The organism is Providencia sp. PROV189 (assembly GCF_028480065.1).
Taxonomy (GTDB): Bacteria; Pseudomonadota; Gammaproteobacteria; order Enterobacterales; family Enterobacteriaceae; genus Providencia; species Providencia stuartii.
In genome coordinates, this window is the sequence record NZ_JAMPOG010000008.1 from 37843 (window position 1) to 57086 (window position 19244).

Sequence of the window (19244 nt, forward strand, 5' to 3'; positions counted from 1 at the left end):
AAAGATATTTTAGTATTACCTTCGTTTTAGCAAAATATACCTATAATCTGCATGACTTTTAACTTTTTAATCATAAGCTCTTTACATGTGATCATATTAACATAAAGAGCTAACAATCCTGCTTCTTTACCTTACAATTGTTTACACTCACATAACCTTACCGTAGAATGCCCCCACTGATGAAACGACAATTAGAATCTTTGTCATTTGGGGTCGTGGATGAGACTTATGAACTACAAAAAAAGCATTGGGGCAATCTCGCTAGTTGTAGCCGCCTTATTATTAGGTGGTTGCGACATGGTGTTGATGGACCCTAAAGGCGCCGTTGGCGTCAAACAAAAAGAGCTGATTCTTATTGCAATCGGCTTAATGCTCGTTGTTGTGATTCCTGTTATTTTCATGGCATTTATCTTTGCAATGAAATATCGTGAATCCAATAAATCAGCAACTTACCGTCCTAACTGGGCTCACTCAAATAAAATTGAGTTAGTCTGCTGGACCGTTCCTATCATCATTATCATCATTCTAGGTACTATTACTTGGAAGACGACTCATGAGCTTGACCCTTATAAGCCATTAGTCAGTGATCAGGAACCTGTCACTATTGAAGTTATTTCGGCTGACTGGAAATGGATCTTCATCTATCCAGAGCAAGGCATTGCAACAGTTAACGAAATCGCATTCCCTACTGGTGTGCCAATCAACTTCAAAATTACGTCTGATTCGGTGATGAACTCGTTCTTCATTCCATCGTTAGGTGGTCAAATCTACGCGATGGCAGGTATGCAAACTAAGCTTCACTTAATTGCTAATGAACCTGGTACTTATAAAGGCTTCTCTGCAAGCTACAGTGGCCATGGCTTCTCTGATATGAAGTTTAATGCTATCGCAACACCTGATCGCCAAGGTTTTGATGAGTGGGTACAAAAGGTGAAAGCGTCACCTAAGACTATGGATACCATGCAAGCGTTTGATGAAGTCGCCAAACCTAGCATGAACGTTCCTGTAACCTACTTCTCTAGCGTGAAACCAAATCTGTATGAAGACATCATTCTCAAGTTTGGTCATGAGCACCATAAAGGTCACGCTCCTGCAGACAAGAAAGATGAAACTGCAGGTCAATCTATGCATATGAGCCATAACGCTCATACAGGCGCTGAGGAATAAGGGCATGTTCGGAAAATTAACACTAGATGCTATTCCGCTCCATGAGCCAATTGTCGTCGTGACACTGATTTGTATCATTATCGGCGGTATTGCGCTTCTTGGTGCGATCACCTACTTCGGTAAATGGAAGTGGTTGTGGAAAGAGTGGTTGACATCCGTTGACCACAAAAAAATTGGTGTCATGTACATCATTGTCGCAATGGTCATGCTATTCCGTGGTTTCGCGGATGCTATCATGATGCGTGGTCAACAAGTACTCGCTTCTGCTGGTCAAGAAGGTTTCTTAAACCCTCACCACTATGACCAAATTTTTACCGCACACGGCGTTATCATGATTTTCTTCATGGCGACTCCATTTGTTGTCGGTCTGATGAACCTTGTTGTTCCTCTGCAAATTGGTGCGCGTGACGTTGCTTTCCCATTCCTGAACTCACTGAGCTTCTGGTTCTTCGTCGTCGGTGTTGTGCTGATTAACATCTCTTTAGGGGTGGGTGAATTCGCACAAACAGGTTGGTTAGCTTATCCGCCGCTTTCGGGCTTGGAGTACAACCCGGGTGTCGGGGTCGATTATTGGCTCTGGAGTCTCCAGATATCCGGTATTGGTACACTATTAACAGGGGTTAACTTTATCGCGACAATTATCCGCATGCGTGCACCGGGTATGTCGATGATGAAAATGCCAGTATTTAGCTGGGCAGCACTCTGTACGAACGTACTTATCGTAGCAGCGTTCCCAATCCTGACTGTTACACTGACGCTTCTGACATTAGACCGTTACCTAGGTACCCATTTCTTTACTAATGATATGGGCGGTAACATGATGATGTACATCAACCTGATTTGGGCATGGGGTCACCCAGAGGTGTATATCCTTGTACTACCTGTATTCGGTGTTTTCTCAGAAATTGCGGCAACGTTCTCCAAAAAACGTCTGTTTGGCTACACCTCGTTAGTGTGGGCAACTATCGTTATTACCGTTATGTCCTTCATCGTTTGGTTGCACCACTTCTTTACGATGGGCTCGGGAGCAAACGTCAACGCCTTCTTTGGTATCGCCACGATGATTATCGCAATCCCAACAGGGGTTAAGATCTTCAACTGGCTGTTCACCATGTATCAAGGTCGTATTGAGTTTAAATCACCGATGCTGTGGACTGTCGGCTTCATTATCACCTTCTCTGTCGGTGGTATGACAGGTGTTCTACTTGCAGTACCTGGTGCAAACTTCGTTCTGCACAACAGTTTATTCCTGATTGCTCACTTCCATAACGTTATCATTGGTGGTGTGGTATTCGGTTGTTTCGCGGGTATGACTTACTGGTTCCCGAAAGCTTACGGCTTTACGCTAAATGAAAAATGGGGTGTCCGTGCCTTCTGGTTCTGGATCACTGGTTTCTTCTTAGCATTTATGCCGCTATATATCCTTGGCTTTATGGGAATGACTCGTCGTTTAAGCCAAAATATTGATCCGGCTTATCACACGATGCTCGTTGTTGCTGCATGTGGTGCTGGACTGATTGCGCTGGGTATCCTGTGTCAAGTTATCCAAATCATCGTGAGTATCCGTGACCGTCATGCAAACCGTGACCTAACTGGTGACCCATGGGGTGGCCGTACACTGGAGTGGGCAACATCTTCTCCACCGCCATTCTATAACTTTGCCATCGAGCCAAACATCCAAACTCGCGATGCTTGGTGGGATATGAAAGAAAAAGGTACCGCTCATAAGCGTCCTGCTAAATATGAAGAAATTCATATGCCGAAAAATACAGGCGCTGGCGTGATCATCGCTGCATTCAGCTTGGTTTTAGGTTTCGCGATGATCTGGCACATCTGGTGGCTCGCAATCGTTGGTTTCGCTGGCATGATTGTTACTTGGATTGCAAAAAGCTTCGACGAAGATGTTGATTATTACGTACCTGTGGCCGAAATCGAGCAAATCGAGAATAAGCACTTTGAAGACTTACGTAAGGCAGGTGTGAACGATGTCAACTAATACAATGACTAATCAAAACTTGGCCCATGCAGAGCATGGGCACCATGATGCAGGCGGAACTAAGGTATTTGGTTTCTGGCTCTACATAATGAGTGACCTGATTCTGTTCGCCTGTTTATTCGCAACTTATGTTGTCTTGGCTGACGGCACTGCCGGCGGCCCTGAAGGTAAAGACATTTTCAGCCTGTCATTCGTTTTAGGTGAAACCTTCCTACTGTTGTTCAGTAGTATCACCTACGGCTTTGCAATGTTAGCCATGCATAAAGGTAAAATTGCATCCGTTAACTTATGGCTGTTTGTCACTTTCCTGTTAGGCCTTGGCTTCGTTATCATGGAAGTTTATGAGTTCCATGAGCTAATTGCAGAAGGCTATGGTCCTGACCGCAGTGGCTTCTTGTCTGGCTTCTTTACGCTGGTTGCAACTCACGGTATCCACGTGACTTGTGGTCTAGTTTGGATCATCATCATGATTATCCAAGTTTCACGCCGTGGCCTAACTGAGGTGAACCAAACGCGTCTGAACTGCCTGAGCCTATTCTGGCACTTCTTAGATGTTGTTTGGATCTGTGTATTTACCGTTGTTTATCTTCTGGGGGCAATTTAAATGAGTCACGCAAAAGATGCTCATACTGGAGCAAGCCACGGTAGCATGAAGACTTACGTGATTGGTTTTGTTCTGTCAGTCATATTGACAGTGATTCCTTTCTGGATGGTGATGGAAGGTACAGCATCACAAGCCACTATCCTTTGGACAGTTGTGGGTATGGCTGTTGTACAGATCCTCGTTCATCTAGTATGCTTCTTGCACATGAACACATCATCAGATGAGCGTTGGAACCTGATTGCATTCCTGTTCACTATGCTAATCATCGGTATCGTTGTCATTGGCTCTCTGTGGATTATGTACAACCTGAACATCAATATGATGCTCGACTAAAGAGTTGCCGATATGTTTAAGCAATACCTGCAAGTGACCAAGCCAGGAATTATTTTCGGAAATCTAATTTCTGTGATCGGCGGTTTTCTTCTCGCCTCAAAAGGCTCGATTGATTACCCGCTGTTTATTGCGACTTTGCTGGGTGTATCACTGGTCGTCGCTTCTGGTTGTGTTTTTAACAACTATATCGACCGTGATATCGACCGTATCATGGAAAGAACGAAGAATCGCCCTTTAGTTAAAGGGCTGATTGACCCGAAAATTAGCCTGATTTACGCCGCTGCATTAGGTATTGCTGGCATGCTGCTACTTCTTGTAGCAGCAAATGCTCTGGCAATGCTCCTTGCGGTAATTGGTTTCGTAGTTTATGTAGGTATTTATAGCCTATATATGAAACGTAAATCAGTCTATGGCACGCTAATTGGTAGTTTATCTGGCGCAGCTCCACCGGTTATCGGTTATTGCGCTGTCACAAATGAGTTCGATACAGGTGCATTGATCCTGTTATTGATTTTCAGCTTGTGGCAAATGCCTCATTCGTATGCCATCGCGATTTTCCGTTTTAAAGACTATAAAGCAGCTAATATTCCTGTTTTGCCTGTAATTAAAGGGATCTCTGTCGCTAAGACACATATCTTCTTATACATCTTGGCATTCATGGTTGCCACACTCATGTTAGCTATCAGCGGATACGCTGGTTATAAATATCTGGTTGTGGGTGCTGCGGTCAGTCTTTGGTGGCTTGGCATGGCAATTTCTGGGTTTAAAACCGAAAATGATGACCGTGTTTGGGCTCGTAAACTGTTTATCTTCTCCATTGTGGCGATCACTTCATTGAGTGTCATGATGTCAGTTGACCCAACAGTTTCAACCGATACTGTTATAGCTTTAGTTAGATAATTTCTGACACAATAACTCCCAACGGCAGGCCAGTCCTGCCGTTTTCATTTATAACATCATTATTGATTATTAATAATGATTAAATATTCATTTACCTACCTCTAGGTTCCCCAATAGAATAACCTTTTTCGTCTATACCCGAGGCTTTACCATGAATGATAACAAGATGACCCGCTCCGAATTACGTGCGACATGGGGGCTAGGCTCTGTTTTTTCCCTAAGAATGCTAGGGATGTTTATGGTATTACCCATATTAACCAGTTATGGTATTCACCTTAAAGATTCATCAGAGCTTTTGGTCGGGGTCGCGATTGGTATTTATGGCCTAAGCCAAGCCATCTTCCAAATCCCTTTCGGCTTGATGTCAGATAAAATTGGCCGTAAACCTTTAATCGTAGTTGGGTTGATGATATTTATCATTGGTAGCGTACTCGCCGCACTTAGTGACTCCATATGGGGGATCATTATTGGTCGAGCCTTACAAGGTGCTGGAGCGATTTCTGCTGCCGTTATGGCATTACTTTCTGACCTTACCCGCGAACAGAATCGTACCAAGGCCATGGCTTTTTTAGGGATTAGCTTTGGCATCACTTTTGCTATCGCATTAGTCCTAGGACCAATCGTCACTCACTGGGTTGGATTAAGTGGGTTATTTTGGGGGATCACCCTACTAGCGGGCGGTGCTATTGTGGTCACCCTGTTTGTGGTGCCTAATAGCCATCAGCATATGACTAACCGCGAATCCGCTTTCGTAAAAGAGAATTTGCGTACAGTCATAACGAACCCCCAGTTGCTAAAACTCAACTTTGGCATTTTAAGCCTACATACTTTGCTTATGTCGAGCTTCGTTGCCTTCCCCTTAATCATGACTCATGCGGGATACTTGGCAAAAGATCACTGGAAGGCTTATCTGATTACCATGCTGATCGCCTTTGTATCAGTGCTTCCCTTTATTATCTATGCTGAAAAACACCGAAAAATGAAACAGGTGTTTTTACTATGTATTTTTATCTTGGCGTTAGCTGAGGTCACTTTATGGTTATCGGGAAACCATCTGTGGGTGATCTTTTTAGGATTACAGCTATTTTTTGTCGCCTTTAATATTATGGAAGCCATTCTCCCTTCATTGATCAGTAAAGAAGCTCCCGCTGGCTATAAAGGAACCGCAATGGGGGTTTATTCCACCAGCCAGTTTTTAGGTGTGGCGATAGGCGGCATACTCGGTGGGTGGCTCTATGATATGGATGGAGCGGCAGCCGTATTTATTGGCGGGCTAGCCTTAACAGCCATTTGGTTTATCGTGAGTCTGACCATGCGGCAGCCTCCTTATGTCAGCAGTATTCGTCTTGTTTTACCTCATCGATTTAAAAATATCGACAAGTTACAAGCTCAACTTTCCACGCTGCCGGGTGTATTAGAAGCCGTCATTATTCCCGATGAAATGGGCGTTTATGTGAAAGTGGATAGGAAACTGACAACGCGAGAACAACTAGAAGCAATAATTAAAGGTGAAGATTAATACAAATAGCCCGCGGCAATATCAGCAGCGGGCTGTTGTGCCTATTAGTCACGGAAGTTAGTAAACTGGAATGGCTGGCCTAGGTTGCCAGAACGGACAAGTGCCATCACTGATTGTAAATCATCACGTGATTTGCCTGTCACTCGCACTTGCTCACCTTGGATCTGAGCTTGAACTTTCAGTTTGCTATCTTTAATTAACTTAACAATTTTTTTAGCCGTTGCCGCATCAATCCCCTGCTTTAACGTCACTTCAACACTGTAAGTTTTGCCACTGTGCACAACATCATCGGGAATATTCAAGACAGCGCCATCAATGCCACGCTTTGCCATTTTTTCACGTAAAATGTCTAACAACTGATGAACTTGAAAGTCCGACTCACTCGTTACTTTGATAGATTCACTCTTCTCATTGAGTTCGAAGCTTGCCGCCACATTTTTAAAGTCCCAACGGGTGGTTAATTCGCGCTCGGAATTTTCAACCGCATTACGCACTTCATTCATTTCTACTTCAGATACAATATCAAATGATGGCATGGTTATGACCTCCTGATAATCAATGTGATGCATGATAGCTTCTTTCTATTAAGAGCAAAAGCACTATACTTGATATATGAATTTACAAGCATCTATACTCGTCGAGCTTCAAGCGCAGCACCATTGGCTATGTGTTTACCCATCAGATGACGATTTTAACACCTAGCTGCAATTTGAAAGGGTTAAAACTGACCATTAAATAACTATTGGCTTGAACCTGACTAATACCCAGAGGGGGAATATGAAAATAACGCTTATCGGTTGTGGTGCTATTGGTAAATTATGGCTCGCCGCGTTAAGTCAGCAAGGGCACGATATACAAGGCTGGCTACGCATAGCCCAATCTGACTTATTTGTTGATGTCAACGAACCCGATGGCCGTATTTTTCGTGAATGGATCCCTTGCAACAACCTCAATCATTTACAAAACAGTGAATTGGTTATTGTGTGTTTGAAGGCATGGCAAGTCTCCGATGCGCTACTGCCTTTACTGCATAATATACCAGACGCCTGCCCGATCCTGTTACTTCATAACGGCATGGGGACCCTTGATGAATTAGGCACTTTACGCCATCCTTTTTTATCCGGCATCACCACCCACGCAGCTTGGCAAGAAAATAACCAAGTTTTTCATGTCGCTAATGGTATAACCCATATCGGAGCCGTTAACTCACTGGCTGAAAATTACTACCCCATTGCCGATATTTTGCATGAGGCCCTTCCAGATGTCGCATGGCATAACCAGATCCTGACGACGTGTTGGAAGAAACTTGCCGTCAACTGTGTGATAAATCCTCTCACTATTCTTCATAATTGTAAAAATGGTGATTTACTCAATCATTCACAGCAAATTAATTTGCTAATTGATGAAATATGCCAAGTGATGGCTATTGAAGGACTGCATACTGATAAAGCCCAGCTTGTTGACTATATTTATGGCATTATTCACAGTACGGCGAGTAACTACTCCTCAATGTTACAAGACATTCGTAATAAGCGACGAACCGAAATCGACTACATTACAGGCTATCTCATTAAACAAGCAAGAGCACATGGCCTAAGTACACCAGAGAATGATCGTTTGTACCATTTTATTAAACAGCGAGAAGAAAAAAATGACGGCTTCCGTACTGATATGCATCGCCAATGGTAGTGAAGAAATCGAAACCGTAACCACTGCTGATTTATTAGTAAGAGCAGGGATCAAGGTTACATTAGCTAGTGTGACTGACGATGGCTCTATTGAAATAACCGCCTCTAGAGGCGTCAGAATTGTCGCTGATACCCCAATTATCAAGGTGGCTGATGAACCTTTTGATGCGATTGTTCTTCCCGGTGGAGTAAAAGGAGCCGAAACCTTCCGCGACAGCCCATTAGTCGTGGAAAAAGCGAGGAGAATGCACCTTGATGGTAAAATTGTAGCCGCGATTTGTGCCGCTCCTGCTTTGGTATTGGAATACCACCAGTTATTTCCAATCGGGAATATGACAGGTTATCCCACGATGAAAAATCAAATTGCGGCAAATAAATGGGTTGATAAGCGAGTCTATTTTGATGAGCGTGTCAACTTATTAACGAGCCAAGGGCCAGCAACAACCTTTGATTTCGCCTTGAAATTGATTGAGTTGCTGGTTGGCCGCGATATCGCCGGCAAGGTTGCATCTCAATTAATTTTACCTAATGGGATTAATGATTATTTAGAGCAGTAATAGTAAAGGCCGATACGATGATACCGTTCGGCCTTTATCTTAGTTATGGCATGACTCGGTTACGGGCGATAGACTTTTACATTATTAAACCCCTGCTCTTGCAAATAAAGAGCTTGTAAACGGCTCATCACCCCGCGCTCGCAATATAACAAGTAGGTTTTATCTTTTGGTAAATCGCCAAATTGAGTACCCAAGCGGTAAAACGGGATATGCTTAACCTCAATCCCTTCAATGGATAATGGCTTCTCTTCGTGTTCGTCCGTAGAGCGAATATCTAAAATCACTTCATGCTCAGGCGCAAGCTCACTCACCATTTCCACTTCCATGACTTGTTCACGGCTTTCTTGGGCTATCTGGCGAATATCAATATTTTGTGACTGCTCAACGACTTGATCTAAGATACTAAAGTCAAAATTGGCTTCTTCCGCTTCAATTTTCGCTTTCACTGCTTTAACAGTAGGGCTTTTCGAAATCACACCACAATATTCAGGCATGGTTTTCGCAAAATCTTCTGTGCCAATTTGACGGGCAATTTTGATGATATGCTCTTTGTCATGAGAGATAAGAGGACGCAACACCAAAGTGTCAGACGCATTATCAATCAAACGCAAATTGGTCAATGTTTGACTTGATACCTGCCCTAATGCTTCCCCTGTCACTATCGCTTGAACGCCATAGCGTTCAGCAACCTTTGAAGCGGCACGGACCATCATGCGTTTCAAGACAACGCCCATTTGTCCGTCATCTACTTTTTCTAAGATTTCTGCCACAACAGGCTCAAAATTAACCGCAATAAAACGGACTTTATGGGAACTACCAAAGCGGTTCCAGAGATAGTGGGCAATTTGTTTAACACCAATTTCATGAGCCGCTCCACCTAGATTAAAGAAGCAGTAATGAACACGGCAACCACGGCGCATCAACATATAACTTGATACCCCAGAGTCAAAGCCCCCAGAGATCAGTGATAATACATCTTCTTGCGTCCCAATAGGGAAACCACCAATACCTTCATAGCGTGCTTTTACGAGGATCAAGTTTTCGTCTTCTATCTCTAAATGCACCGTAACATCGGGGGCTGTCAGCTTCACTTTCGCAGAAGGAATATGTTGATTTAAGCCACCACCGATATAGCGCTCCGCCTCAATAGAAGTAAACTCATGCTTCCCTCTTCGCTTGACGCGCACACAGAAAGTTTTATTTTCTAGCGAAGGCGCATAAGAGTCATGCACCATCTCATAAATATGGTGCAAACTGGTGAACGGCTTTTCTTCAACTTCTAACACATGGTGAATACCGGGAATGCGCGTCAGCATGTCACAAATTTCGTCGTGTTTCGTTTCCCCTTTAACACGCACTTCAATGTTATCCCAATGACGGACAACCGCGATTTCTTCGCCCAACGGCTTCAGGACATTACGGATATTGCTGGTAAGGATCTTAATAAAACGTAGCCTAACGGTCTGGCTTTTAATCGTAATTTCTGGGAATAACTTAATGATAAACTTCATAATAGCAGCATGTTAATGTTATAGGGGCAAGTGAACGTATTTTAAAAGTGACACACGTACAGGTTACCAATTGTCAATAAAGAGGCGTATTATAGCACTATCTTGTGTGTTGAATCTAAAAACACCAATAATAAATTGTATCCAGCGCGAGACTAAGTTAGTCTGCTCAATTAATACAATCCTTTGATTGAATGATTAAATATTTGTGGTTAAAGAAAGATGGCTAAAGAAAAATCTCAGCAAGTACCTGTAGTTAGCTTCGAAAACTCACTCAAAGAACTTGAGGAAATTGTTTCTCGCCTTGAGTCTGGCTCACTACCACTTGAAGATGCGCTCAATGAGTTTGAACGAGGCATCCAAATCGCTAAACAAGGGCAAAAAGTCCTGCAACAGGCTGAGCAACGCGTGCAAATCCTGCTTAGCGATGATGAAAATAAAGCTCTTGATGATTTTTCACCAGATACCGAATAAATTATGTCCGAACAACACCCTAATAGCTTCACAATACAGCAACAACAAGCGTATGAGCGAGTTAACCAGTATTTACTAAATGCCTTAGATGCGCTTCCTTTCTCTGATTTACCCCTTGCCGCTGCCATGAAACATGGTGCACTACTTGGGGGGAAACGCCTACGCCCGTTTTTGACCTATACTGTAGGAAGCATGCTGGGTGTCGATTCTGTTAATCTTGATGCGCCAGCGGCAGCGGTTGAGTGTATTCACGCCTACTCATTAATTCATGATGATCTCCCTGCTATGGATGATGATGACCTACGGCGTGGGCAACCCACTTGCCATATCAAATTTGGTGAAGGGAATGCCATTTTGGCGGGTGATGCGCTACAAACATTAGCCTTCCAGCTACTGTCTTCCGCAGAAATGCCTGATGTTACTGACAAAGACCGAATTGCTATGTTGTCAGAACTCGCTTATGCCAGTGGTCTAGCGGGTATGTGTGGTGGTCAAGCACTCGACCTTGAGGCTGAGGGCAAGCGTGTTGATCTTGCAGCCCTTGAACGTATTCACCAACACAAAACGGGTGCATTAATACGAGCAGCTATTCGTATGGGTGCTTATGCCGCTGGAATAAAAGGACATAAGGCACTACCTGCATTAGATAAGTATGCAGAATCTATTGGCCTCGCATTCCAAGTACAAGATGATATTTTGGATGTGATTGGTGATAGTGAAGTGACAGGCAAACGCCAAGGCGCTGATGCTGAGCATGAGAAAAGCACGTATCCATCTTTGCTAGGACTTGAAGCGGCTCAAGAAAAAGCTCGCGAGCTGTATTATAATGCGTTGGAAGCGTTAAAAGCCATTGAAGCAGAAGGCTATAATACACAAACTTTAGTCGCCCTAGCGAATTTCATTATCGAGCGTAAAAGCTAATCTTACATACTCTCAAACGATTAAAGATGCGGCTAGGCGAGAAGCGAACAAGTTGCTAGGATCATACAAAAATCTATGGTCAGCACGCGTGAACATAGTCAATAACGCTGCCATCGAGATCATAACGAGTATACAATGCTGCTTTCTATTCATACTATTGATAATAAAAGTGGCATAATAGCTAAATTCAAACGCTGGAATTAACCAGCGTTATTACCTTATTAACAATTATAAATAGTCGTGGGCCCCCTAATGAGTATTGATATCGCTAAGTATCCAACACTAGCGCTGGCAGAAACACCGGAAGAGCTACGTCTGCTGCCGAAAGAAAGCCTGCCGAAGCTGTGTGATGAACTCAGGCAATTTTTACTTAGTAGTGTTGGTCGATCTAGCGGTCACTTTGCCTCTGGTTTAGGCGCCGTTGAACTCACCGTTGCATTACATTATGTCTATAAAACTCCTTTCGATAACCTTGTCTGGGATGTGGGACATCAAGCCTACCCCCATAAGATTTTAACAGGTCGCCGAGATCGCATTGATACCATTCGTCAAAAAAATGGTTTGCATCCCTTTCCTTGGCGTGACGAAAGCGAATATGACGTATTGAGCGTTGGTCACTCATCAACCTCAATTAGTGCCGGTTTAGGTATGGCCATTGCCGCTGAAAAAGAAGATAAAAACCGCAAAACCGTCTGTGTCATTGGGGATGGTGCGATTACTGCGGGTATGGCATTTGAAGCCATGAACCATGCCGGTGATGTTGCTCCTGATATGTTAGTCATCCTCAACGATAACGAAATGTCGATTTCTGAAAATGTTGGGGCGCTGAATAACCATCTTGCTCACCTGCTCTCTGGCAAGCTCTACACCACTTTGCGTGAAGGTGGTAAAAAAGTGTTTTCTAATATGCCGCCGATTAAAGAGCTATTAAAGAAAACAGAAGAACATATCAAAGGCATGGTCGTTCCTGGCACCATGTTTGAAGAGTTAGGTTTTAACTACATCGGCCCTGTTGATGGTCACGATGTCGTTGCGCTTGTGCAAACCTTGAAAAATATGCGTGATCTAAAAGGGCCTCAGTTCTTACATATCATGACCAAAAAAGGTCGTGGCTATGAGCCTGCTGAAAAAGATCCGATCAGTTGGCATGCTGTTCCTAAATTTGATCCAAGCACATTTACCCTGCCTAAGAGTAAAGAGACCCGTCCTACATTTTCTAAGATTTTTGGGGATTGGCTATGCGAAGAAGCCCAAAACGATGATAAGCTCATGGCTATCACACCGGCTATGCGTGAAGGGTCAGGAATGGTGCGTTTTTCCAAAGAGTACCCTAACCAATACTTCGATGTCGCCATCGCCGAGCAACATGCCGTTACCTTTGCCGCTGGCTTAGCTATCGGTGGTTATAATCCGATCGTCGCGATTTACTCCACTTTCTTGCAGCGCGGTTACGATCAAGTGATCCATGATGTTGCGATTCAAAAAACCCCTATCTTATTTGCCATTGATCGTGCGGGGATTGTTGGGGCTGATGGCCAAACTCACCAAGGGGCATTTGATATCTCTTACCTACGGTGCATTCCAACACTCGTTATCATGACGCCAAGTGATGAAAATGAATGCCGCCAAATGCTACATACTGGTTACCATTATAAAGATGGCCCTAGCGCGGTACGCTACCCTCGCGGAACAGGCACTGGAGCAGAATTACAACCTCTTGCACCACTACCAATTGGTAAAGGGGTCATTCGTCGCCAAGGGGAAAAAATTGCCATCCTCTGCTTCGGTACATTACTCAAACATGCGCTCGACGCTGCCGAAGCGCTTAATGCAACCGTTGTTGATATGCGCTTTGTTAAACCATTAGATGAAGCACTGATCCTCGATATGGTAAACAGCCATGACATGTTAGTCACGCTAGAAGAGAATGCCATTATGGGCGGTGCAGGCAGTGGTGTTAACGAATTCCTGATGCGCGAACATAAGATGATACCTGTATTAAATCTTGGTTTACCTGATTTCTTTATACCGCAAGGCAGCCAAGAAGAGCTTATTGCTGACTTAGGTCTCGATAGTCAAGGTATTATTCACGCAATCGAACAATATCAGCAGAAATCATAACCTATAGTAAAAAACAGGTATTGTGATAATAACACTACCTGTTTTTCTCAATATTCTTCCTTAATCGATCTTCCATTACAATCCCCTCTTCCTTATGTGAAATTTCATTTTTCTTATTTAAGATAAAATTATTTTGATCATCGATAAGATCAAACTAAGCTAAAATTCTTTTAAAAGGATCTTGCTTTTATCTCAAATAAAGTTCAGTATGAAGTTAATACCCAATTACCCTCATAATAATTTTTGTCATTATTGACATAAATGTCTCATATTTATATGAGATATACGCCTCATTTTTATTTTAGCTGCCTTTTGGCAGCTTTCTTTTGCAAAAAAGAAAATAAATCAAATAGATTCAATAGATTAAGTAATTTCCTCTAATTTTCTAATCGCTATTTTTAATATCCTCTATCTAGAACCTATTATATTTTTCTATAAAAATTCGCGGTAATGACCTCTTTGTAACCTATATAAAATAACAACACGGATTATTACGATAACAAAAAGATCTTTTTTGATCGCTTAAAATAAAAAACCCGTCTCAATCACTGACACGGGTTCACTAAACAACATGATTATTTTATCAACTTAACTATTAACATCCGTTAATGCAAAATGATCAAACCCTTTAAGGGCAACATCAACCGCCTGATTATCACAATAATAACTGATCCCTTCTGATTGCGGTTTTATTTGACCAATACACGTAAAATTAGCGCCTGTATGAGCCAATGCTACTTCTAAAGCACCACGATTAACTTCAGGGATCGTAAAGCAAAGCTCATAATCTTCACCACCACTTAACGACCAAATGCGTGCTTGCTCTACAGAGCAGTTTTGTTGCAACGCCTCGGAAAGTGGTAAAGCATCAAGATTAATACGAGCGCCACAGCCGCTAGCCTTGAGGATATGATTGAGATCGGAAATTAAACCATCAGAAATATCAATCGCGGAAGAAGCTAAGTGGCGTAACGCCTGCCCTTGTAAAATACGCGGCTGAGGACGCAGATGACGCCCAATTAGCCATGACTTTTGGCTCTCATCAGCAATATCTAATTTCCCCTGTAATATTGCTAAACCCGCAGCGCTGTCACCTAGTGTGCCCGTCACGTATATCCAGTCGCCATTACGGGCTCCTGAGCGTGACAATGCTTTCCCACTCGGTACTAAGCCATGTACGGTATAAGTTAGGCTCATTGGTCCACGCGTTGTATCACCGCCAATTAGCTGCATACCGTAATAGTTAATTTGCTCAAATAAGCTATCGCTAAATTGCTCTAACCAATCTGGATCAACATGAGGTAGTGTGATCGCTAGAGAAACCCATGCCGGATCTGCTCCCATAGCAGCAAGATCACTTAAATTAGACGCTAATGATTTGTAAGCAAGATCGGCTGGAGAAATTTCAGGAAGGAAGTGGATACCAGAAACTAATGTATCGGTGCTCACAGCAAGCTGCTGTTTTTCTGGGATGGTCATCAACGCACAGTCATCACCAATACCAATATTCACATCCCGTCTGTTTGTTGTTTGACGGTTAAAGTAACGCGCGATGAGGTCAAATTCGCCATATGACATGGTAGCTTTTCCATTTTCGCTATGCCCAGTTATCAACTTCATCACTGATAATTAGACATAAAAGACAAAGATAGGCCGGAACCCAGCCTACCTCATTACTACTGTAGTATTACAGGAGGGAACCCTGATCAATTTTTATTTTTTACGACGAACAGAAGGCGCAGCCTTATCGAGAACACCATTCACAAATTTATGGCTATCTTCAGCACCAAAAACTTTGGCTAGTTCAATGCCTTCGTTAATTGTAACTTTATAAGGCACATCTTCACGGTAGCTTAGTTCATACATAGCAACACGTAAAATCGCTTTCTCTACCTGCCCCAACTCTTCAAGCTGGCGAGATAGGAAAGGAGCCATTAGCTGGTCAAGCTTAGCAGCGTTATTGGCGACTCCCGACAACAGTTCACGAAAATAAATAACGTCAACGTCAGACATGTCCTGTTCAGCAATAAATTCATATTCCACATCGGAAACATTATTACCGGATAATTGCCATGAATAGATGGCCTGTACAGCACACTCACGAGCGCGGCGACGAGCAGCAGGTTTCACAAGATTCCCCTTAAATAAAAACTAAATCAGCCTTTTACAGCTTTAAGTACATTAATCATTTCTAATGCCGTCAGAGCAGCTTCAGCGCCTTTATTGCCAGCTTTAGTACCAGCACGTTCAATGGCTTGCTCAATATTTTCAGTCGTCAAAACACCGAAAGTGACTGGCACTTCACTGTTCATTGCGACATGAGAAAGACCTGAACTGCACTCGCCTGCAACATATTCAAAATGCGCAGTTCCACCACGGATCACCGTGCCTAATGCAATAACAGCATCGTATTTTTTCGTTTCGGCCAGTGCTTTAACGGTTAATGGTAGCTCGTAAGCGCCTGGCACCCAGACAACAGTGATGTTATCTTGAGACACTTGGCCGATACGCTCTAAAGCATCAACAGCACCGTCCAGCAGACTATCATTAATAAAGTTGTTAAAACGAGCGATTGCAATGGCGACACGCGCTTGTGGCGCGGCAACAACACCTTTAATTACGTTCATAGCCTTCCTTTAATATTAATTATAACCCGCGGGGCGCGGATTTTATCACATTCTTTCGTTAATCGCGTGGTTGAATTTTAGCAAAATGATAAAAAACTTTTATTACCACACAGGACGTAGCCTGACACGCAGGTCATCACCGACTTTCTGCACATCAGTAAATTCAAATTTTTGTGCATCTGACAAATGTGCAAGTGCTGGAATATTCACCAAACCTCGCGCTGTATCCCCTAATAATTTAGGAGCAATATAGACAATCAGCTCATCCACCAAACCAAGTTTTAGCAATGAGCCAGCGAGTATTGGTCCTGCTTCAACCCAAACGCTATTCACATTTCGTTTAGCCAACTGCATCATCAAGATCACAAGGTCAATACCATTATCATCAGATGGAATAGCAAGCTGTTCAACTTGCCCCTGCCAAACCGCATCAGGCTCGGGTTGAGAGCGAACTAACCAACATTCACCTGCCAATTGGGTGACCTTATGTTCCGCCGTGACGCGATTATGGTTATCTAAAACAATACGAATTGGTTGACGCAATGTGCTTTGCGGATAAACAGCTTGTATCTCGGCAGGTAATTCATTCCAACGTACGGTCAGTGAAGGGTTATCTGCCAGCACAGTACTACTGGTACTCAAAATTGCACTCGCTTGCGCACGCAATACCTGTACGTCCTGCCTTGCTGCTGCTGACGTTATCCATTTACTTTCACCTGATTCTAAGGCCGTTTTGCCGTCAAGGGAGGCTGCAAGTTTCAGTTGAACATAAGGGAATGCTGTACGCATACGCTTTAAAAATCCACGGTTTAATGATTCCGCTTCTTCCATCAATACGCCACTTGCGGTTTCAATCCCCGCTTGAGAAAGCATATATAATCCCCGACCTGCAACTTGAGGATTGGGGTCTTGCATTGCTGCCACAACACGACGAACACCCGCATTAATCAAAGCCTCAGCGCAAGGTGGGGTACGACCGTGATGACTGCATGGCTCTAATGTTACGTAGGCGGTAGCGCCTTTCGCTTTCTCTCCTGCCATGCGTAAGGCATGAACTTCAGCATGCGGTTCACCCGCTTTTTGGTGATACCCTTCACCAACAATTTCACCATCACGTACGATAACGCAACCCACATTAGGATTTGGTGAAGTGGTAAAACGGCCTTTTTGGGCAAGCTCAAGTGCCCGCGCCATATAGATGCGGTCTTGTTCAATCATGTTCTTAATCCTGTAATTTAGCGATCTCTTCGCCAAACTCCCGTACATCTTCAAAGCTACGGTAGACTGAAGCAAAGCGGATATAAGCCACTTTATCCAGTTTCTTCAGTTCATCCATCACTAAATTACCAATCATTTTAGAAGGGATTTCACGTTCCCCTGTTGCACGTAGTTGTGATTTGATAGAAATAATGGCCTGTTCAACGGCATCAGCACTTACGGGCCGTTTTTCCAAGGCCTTTTGCATACCACGACTTAGCTTTTCTTCATCGAAGGGTTCGCGTACTTCATCACTTTTAATTACCCGTGGCATAACAAGTTCCGCCACTTCAAAGGTGGTGAAGCGTTCATGGCAAAGCAGACATTGACGACGCCTGCGCACTTGAGAGCCTTCTCCAACCAGACGCGAGTCAATTACTTTCGTATCTACAGCAGAGCAAAATGGGCAGTGCATAGTGTTTCCTGATTCTTATTTCGGGTAAACAGTGTAACCCAGAGCTTAATAAAAAACACCCCGCAAGACTGTACATTTGCAGTCTAACGGGGTGTTTTCATGTTTAAGCCATCTTTTTAGAACACACCAGACGGCTTTCATTCAGTCACCTAAGCCACCGACTTTCACCCAATGGGGATTACGGTAGTAAAGACTCTTGGTCAGCACCTTCTTTCTCAACTTTCGGTGGAAGTAAGTGCTCACGTTTCATACCCATTTTCAGTGCTAGTGCAGAAGCCACATAGATAGATGAAATCGTACCGATGGTTACACCGATTAACATGACCAATGAGAAGCCTTCTAACATCGCGCCACCGAAGATATACAGCATCAGCACCACTAACAGTGTTGTTGCAGATGTCATAATGGTACGGCTTAAGGTCTGTGTTAAAGAGACGTTCATGATTTCATACGGTGTACCGCGACGAATTTTACGGAAGTTTTCACGGATACGGTCAGATACAACGATACTGTCGTTCAGTGAATAACCAATAACGGACATCAATGACGCCACGATGGTCATATCTATCTCAATATGGAACAAAGATAGAATACCTAACGTAATCACAACGTCATGGGCAAGTGCTAATACTGCACCTGTCGCTAGACGCCATTCAAAGCGGAAACCAACATAAATCAAGATACAGATAAGCGCCGTTAACAGTGCAAGTGCCCCTGTTTGAGCAAGTTCTGCCCCAACACTAGGCCCCACAAATTCAATACGCTTCACTGTCGCTTGCTCATCAACATTTTTATTGATGATAGTGATGATCTCTTTACCGACTTCTTGACCTGCAACCCCTTCAATAGGTGGTAAACGGATCATGATGTCACGGCTGCTACCAAAATTTTGGATTAAAGGATCTTTGTGAGCCGTATTAGAAAGGCTGTCACGAATTTTATCCAAATCAGCTGGCTGACTCAGGTTGACTTCGATGACTGTACCACCAGTGAAGTCAAGGCCCCAGTTAAAGCCTTTCATCCCAATAATCGCGATAGATGCGATCAGTAATACAATAGAAATCCCAAAGGCAACGTTGTCCCAGCGCATAAAGTCATAGACTTTACGACCATAGTTCAATTGTTCAACAGTATAATCCTGTGCCACAACGTGCTCC

General features: G+C 43.4%; 19 protein-coding genes. 11 read left to right on the forward strand and 8 right to left on the reverse strand.

What is annotated here, in order from left to right; genetic code table 11:
* Window positions 1-219 precede the first annotated feature (219 nt).
* From cyoA to PR833_RS06045, 6 genes are all read left to right on the forward strand, one after another.
* Window positions 220-1167 (forward strand): cytochrome o ubiquinol oxidase subunit II, encoded by a 948-nt coding sequence (gene cyoA / locus PR833_RS06020; RefSeq protein WP_004927013.1) that lies wholly within the window; start codon window positions 220-222, stop codon window positions 1165-1167.
* Window positions 1168-1171: 4 nt separating this feature from the next.
* Window positions 1172-3163: a cytochrome o ubiquinol oxidase subunit I gene (gene cyoB, locus PR833_RS06025; RefSeq protein ID WP_004927011.1), complete on the forward strand. Its 1992-nt coding sequence runs from the start codon at window positions 1172-1174 to the stop codon at window positions 3161-3163.
* A complete protein-coding gene (locus PR833_RS06030) occupies window positions 3153-3767 on the forward strand; it encodes a cytochrome o ubiquinol oxidase subunit III (RefSeq protein ID WP_004927009.1) in 615 nt (204 codons plus the stop codon). Before cyoB ends, PR833_RS06030 begins: the two co-directional genes overlap by 11 nt.
* Entirely contained in the window at window positions 3768-4100 is a 333-nt protein-coding gene (locus PR833_RS06035; protein ID WP_004927007.1) for a cytochrome o ubiquinol oxidase subunit IV, read from the forward strand.
* 12 nt (window positions 4101-4112) lie between these two features.
* The gene (cyoE, locus tag PR833_RS06040) at window positions 4113-5000 is read left to right on the forward strand and encodes a heme o synthase (protein ID WP_004927005.1); all 888 of its coding nucleotides are present in this window, start codon (window positions 4113-4115) and stop codon (window positions 4998-5000) included.
* A gap of 151 nt (window positions 5001-5151) precedes the next feature.
* The gene (locus PR833_RS06045; RefSeq protein WP_004927003.1) at window positions 5152-6519 is read left to right on the forward strand and encodes an MFS transporter; all 1368 of its coding nucleotides are present in this window, start codon (window positions 5152-5154) and stop codon (window positions 6517-6519) included.
* Window positions 6520-6563: 44 nt separating this feature from the next.
* Here PR833_RS06045 and PR833_RS06050 read toward each other — a convergent pair whose 3' ends face one another.
* Window positions 6564-7055, reverse strand: coding sequence for a YajQ family cyclic di-GMP-binding protein (locus PR833_RS06050; RefSeq protein ID WP_014656773.1), 492 nt, complete (start codon window positions 7053-7055; stop codon window positions 6564-6566).
* Between the two features lie 241 nt (window positions 7056-7296).
* Between PR833_RS06050 and panE the strand changes: the two genes are divergently transcribed.
* Both panE and yajL read left to right on the forward strand, forming a co-directional pair.
* On the forward strand, window positions 7297-8208 hold the full coding sequence (panE, locus tag PR833_RS06055; protein ID WP_004926998.1) for a 2-dehydropantoate 2-reductase: 912 nt from the start codon (window positions 7297-7299) through the stop codon (window positions 8206-8208).
* A complete protein-coding gene (yajL, locus tag PR833_RS06060; protein WP_004926996.1) occupies window positions 8171-8764 on the forward strand; it encodes a protein deglycase YajL in 594 nt (197 codons plus the stop codon). The genes panE and yajL overlap by 38 nt, the downstream gene beginning before the upstream one ends.
* 59 nt (window positions 8765-8823) lie before the next feature.
* Here the strand turns inward: yajL and thiI are convergent, their stop codons facing one another.
* Window positions 8824-10275 (reverse strand): tRNA uracil 4-sulfurtransferase ThiI, encoded by a 1452-nt coding sequence (thiI, locus tag PR833_RS06065; protein WP_004926994.1) that lies wholly within the window; start codon window positions 10273-10275, stop codon window positions 8824-8826.
* Between the two features lie 219 nt (window positions 10276-10494).
* On the opposite strand from thiI, the gene xseB reads away from it, so the two are divergent.
* From xseB to dxs, 3 genes are all read left to right on the forward strand, one after another.
* A complete protein-coding gene (gene xseB / locus PR833_RS06070; RefSeq protein WP_004926992.1) occupies window positions 10495-10746 on the forward strand; it encodes an exodeoxyribonuclease VII small subunit in 252 nt (83 codons plus the stop codon).
* 3 nt (window positions 10747-10749) lie between these two features.
* Window positions 10750-11667: a (2E,6E)-farnesyl diphosphate synthase gene (gene ispA / locus PR833_RS06075; protein WP_004926990.1), complete on the forward strand. Its 918-nt coding sequence runs from the start codon at window positions 10750-10752 to the stop codon at window positions 11665-11667.
* 252 nt (window positions 11668-11919) lie between these two features.
* On the forward strand, window positions 11920-13788 hold the full coding sequence (gene dxs, locus PR833_RS06080; RefSeq protein ID WP_004926988.1) for a 1-deoxy-D-xylulose-5-phosphate synthase: 1869 nt from the start codon (window positions 11920-11922) through the stop codon (window positions 13786-13788).
* A gap of 588 nt (window positions 13789-14376) precedes the next feature.
* Here dxs and thiL read toward each other — a convergent pair.
* From thiL to secF, 6 genes are all read right to left on the reverse strand, one after another.
* Complete coding sequence (gene thiL, locus PR833_RS06085; protein WP_014656776.1) at window positions 14377-15366, reverse strand: thiamine-phosphate kinase; 990 nt, start codon at window positions 15364-15366, stop codon at window positions 14377-14379.
* Window positions 15367-15501: 135 nt separating this feature from the next.
* Window positions 15502-15918: a transcription antitermination factor NusB gene (nusB, locus tag PR833_RS06090; protein WP_272525968.1), complete on the reverse strand. Its 417-nt coding sequence runs from the start codon at window positions 15916-15918 to the stop codon at window positions 15502-15504.
* Between the two features lie 26 nt (window positions 15919-15944).
* A complete protein-coding gene (gene ribH, locus PR833_RS06095) occupies window positions 15945-16415 on the reverse strand; it encodes a 6,7-dimethyl-8-ribityllumazine synthase (protein WP_004926982.1) in 471 nt (156 codons plus the stop codon).
* A gap of 102 nt (window positions 16416-16517) precedes the next feature.
* Window positions 16518-17633, reverse strand: a complete 1116-nt coding sequence (gene ribD, locus PR833_RS06100) for a bifunctional diaminohydroxyphosphoribosylaminopyrimidine deaminase/5-amino-6-(5-phosphoribosylamino)uracil reductase RibD (RefSeq protein ID WP_014656777.1) — start codon at window positions 17631-17633, stop codon at window positions 16518-16520.
* A gap of 4 nt (window positions 17634-17637) precedes the next feature.
* Complete coding sequence (nrdR, locus tag PR833_RS06105; RefSeq protein ID WP_004926977.1) at window positions 17638-18087, reverse strand: transcriptional regulator NrdR; 450 nt, start codon at window positions 18085-18087, stop codon at window positions 17638-17640.
* A gap of 178 nt (window positions 18088-18265) precedes the next feature.
* The gene (gene secF, locus PR833_RS06110; RefSeq protein ID WP_014656778.1) at window positions 18266-19234 is read right to left on the reverse strand and encodes a protein translocase subunit SecF; all 969 of its coding nucleotides are present in this window, start codon (window positions 19232-19234) and stop codon (window positions 18266-18268) included.
* Window positions 19235-19244 lie beyond the last annotated feature (10 nt).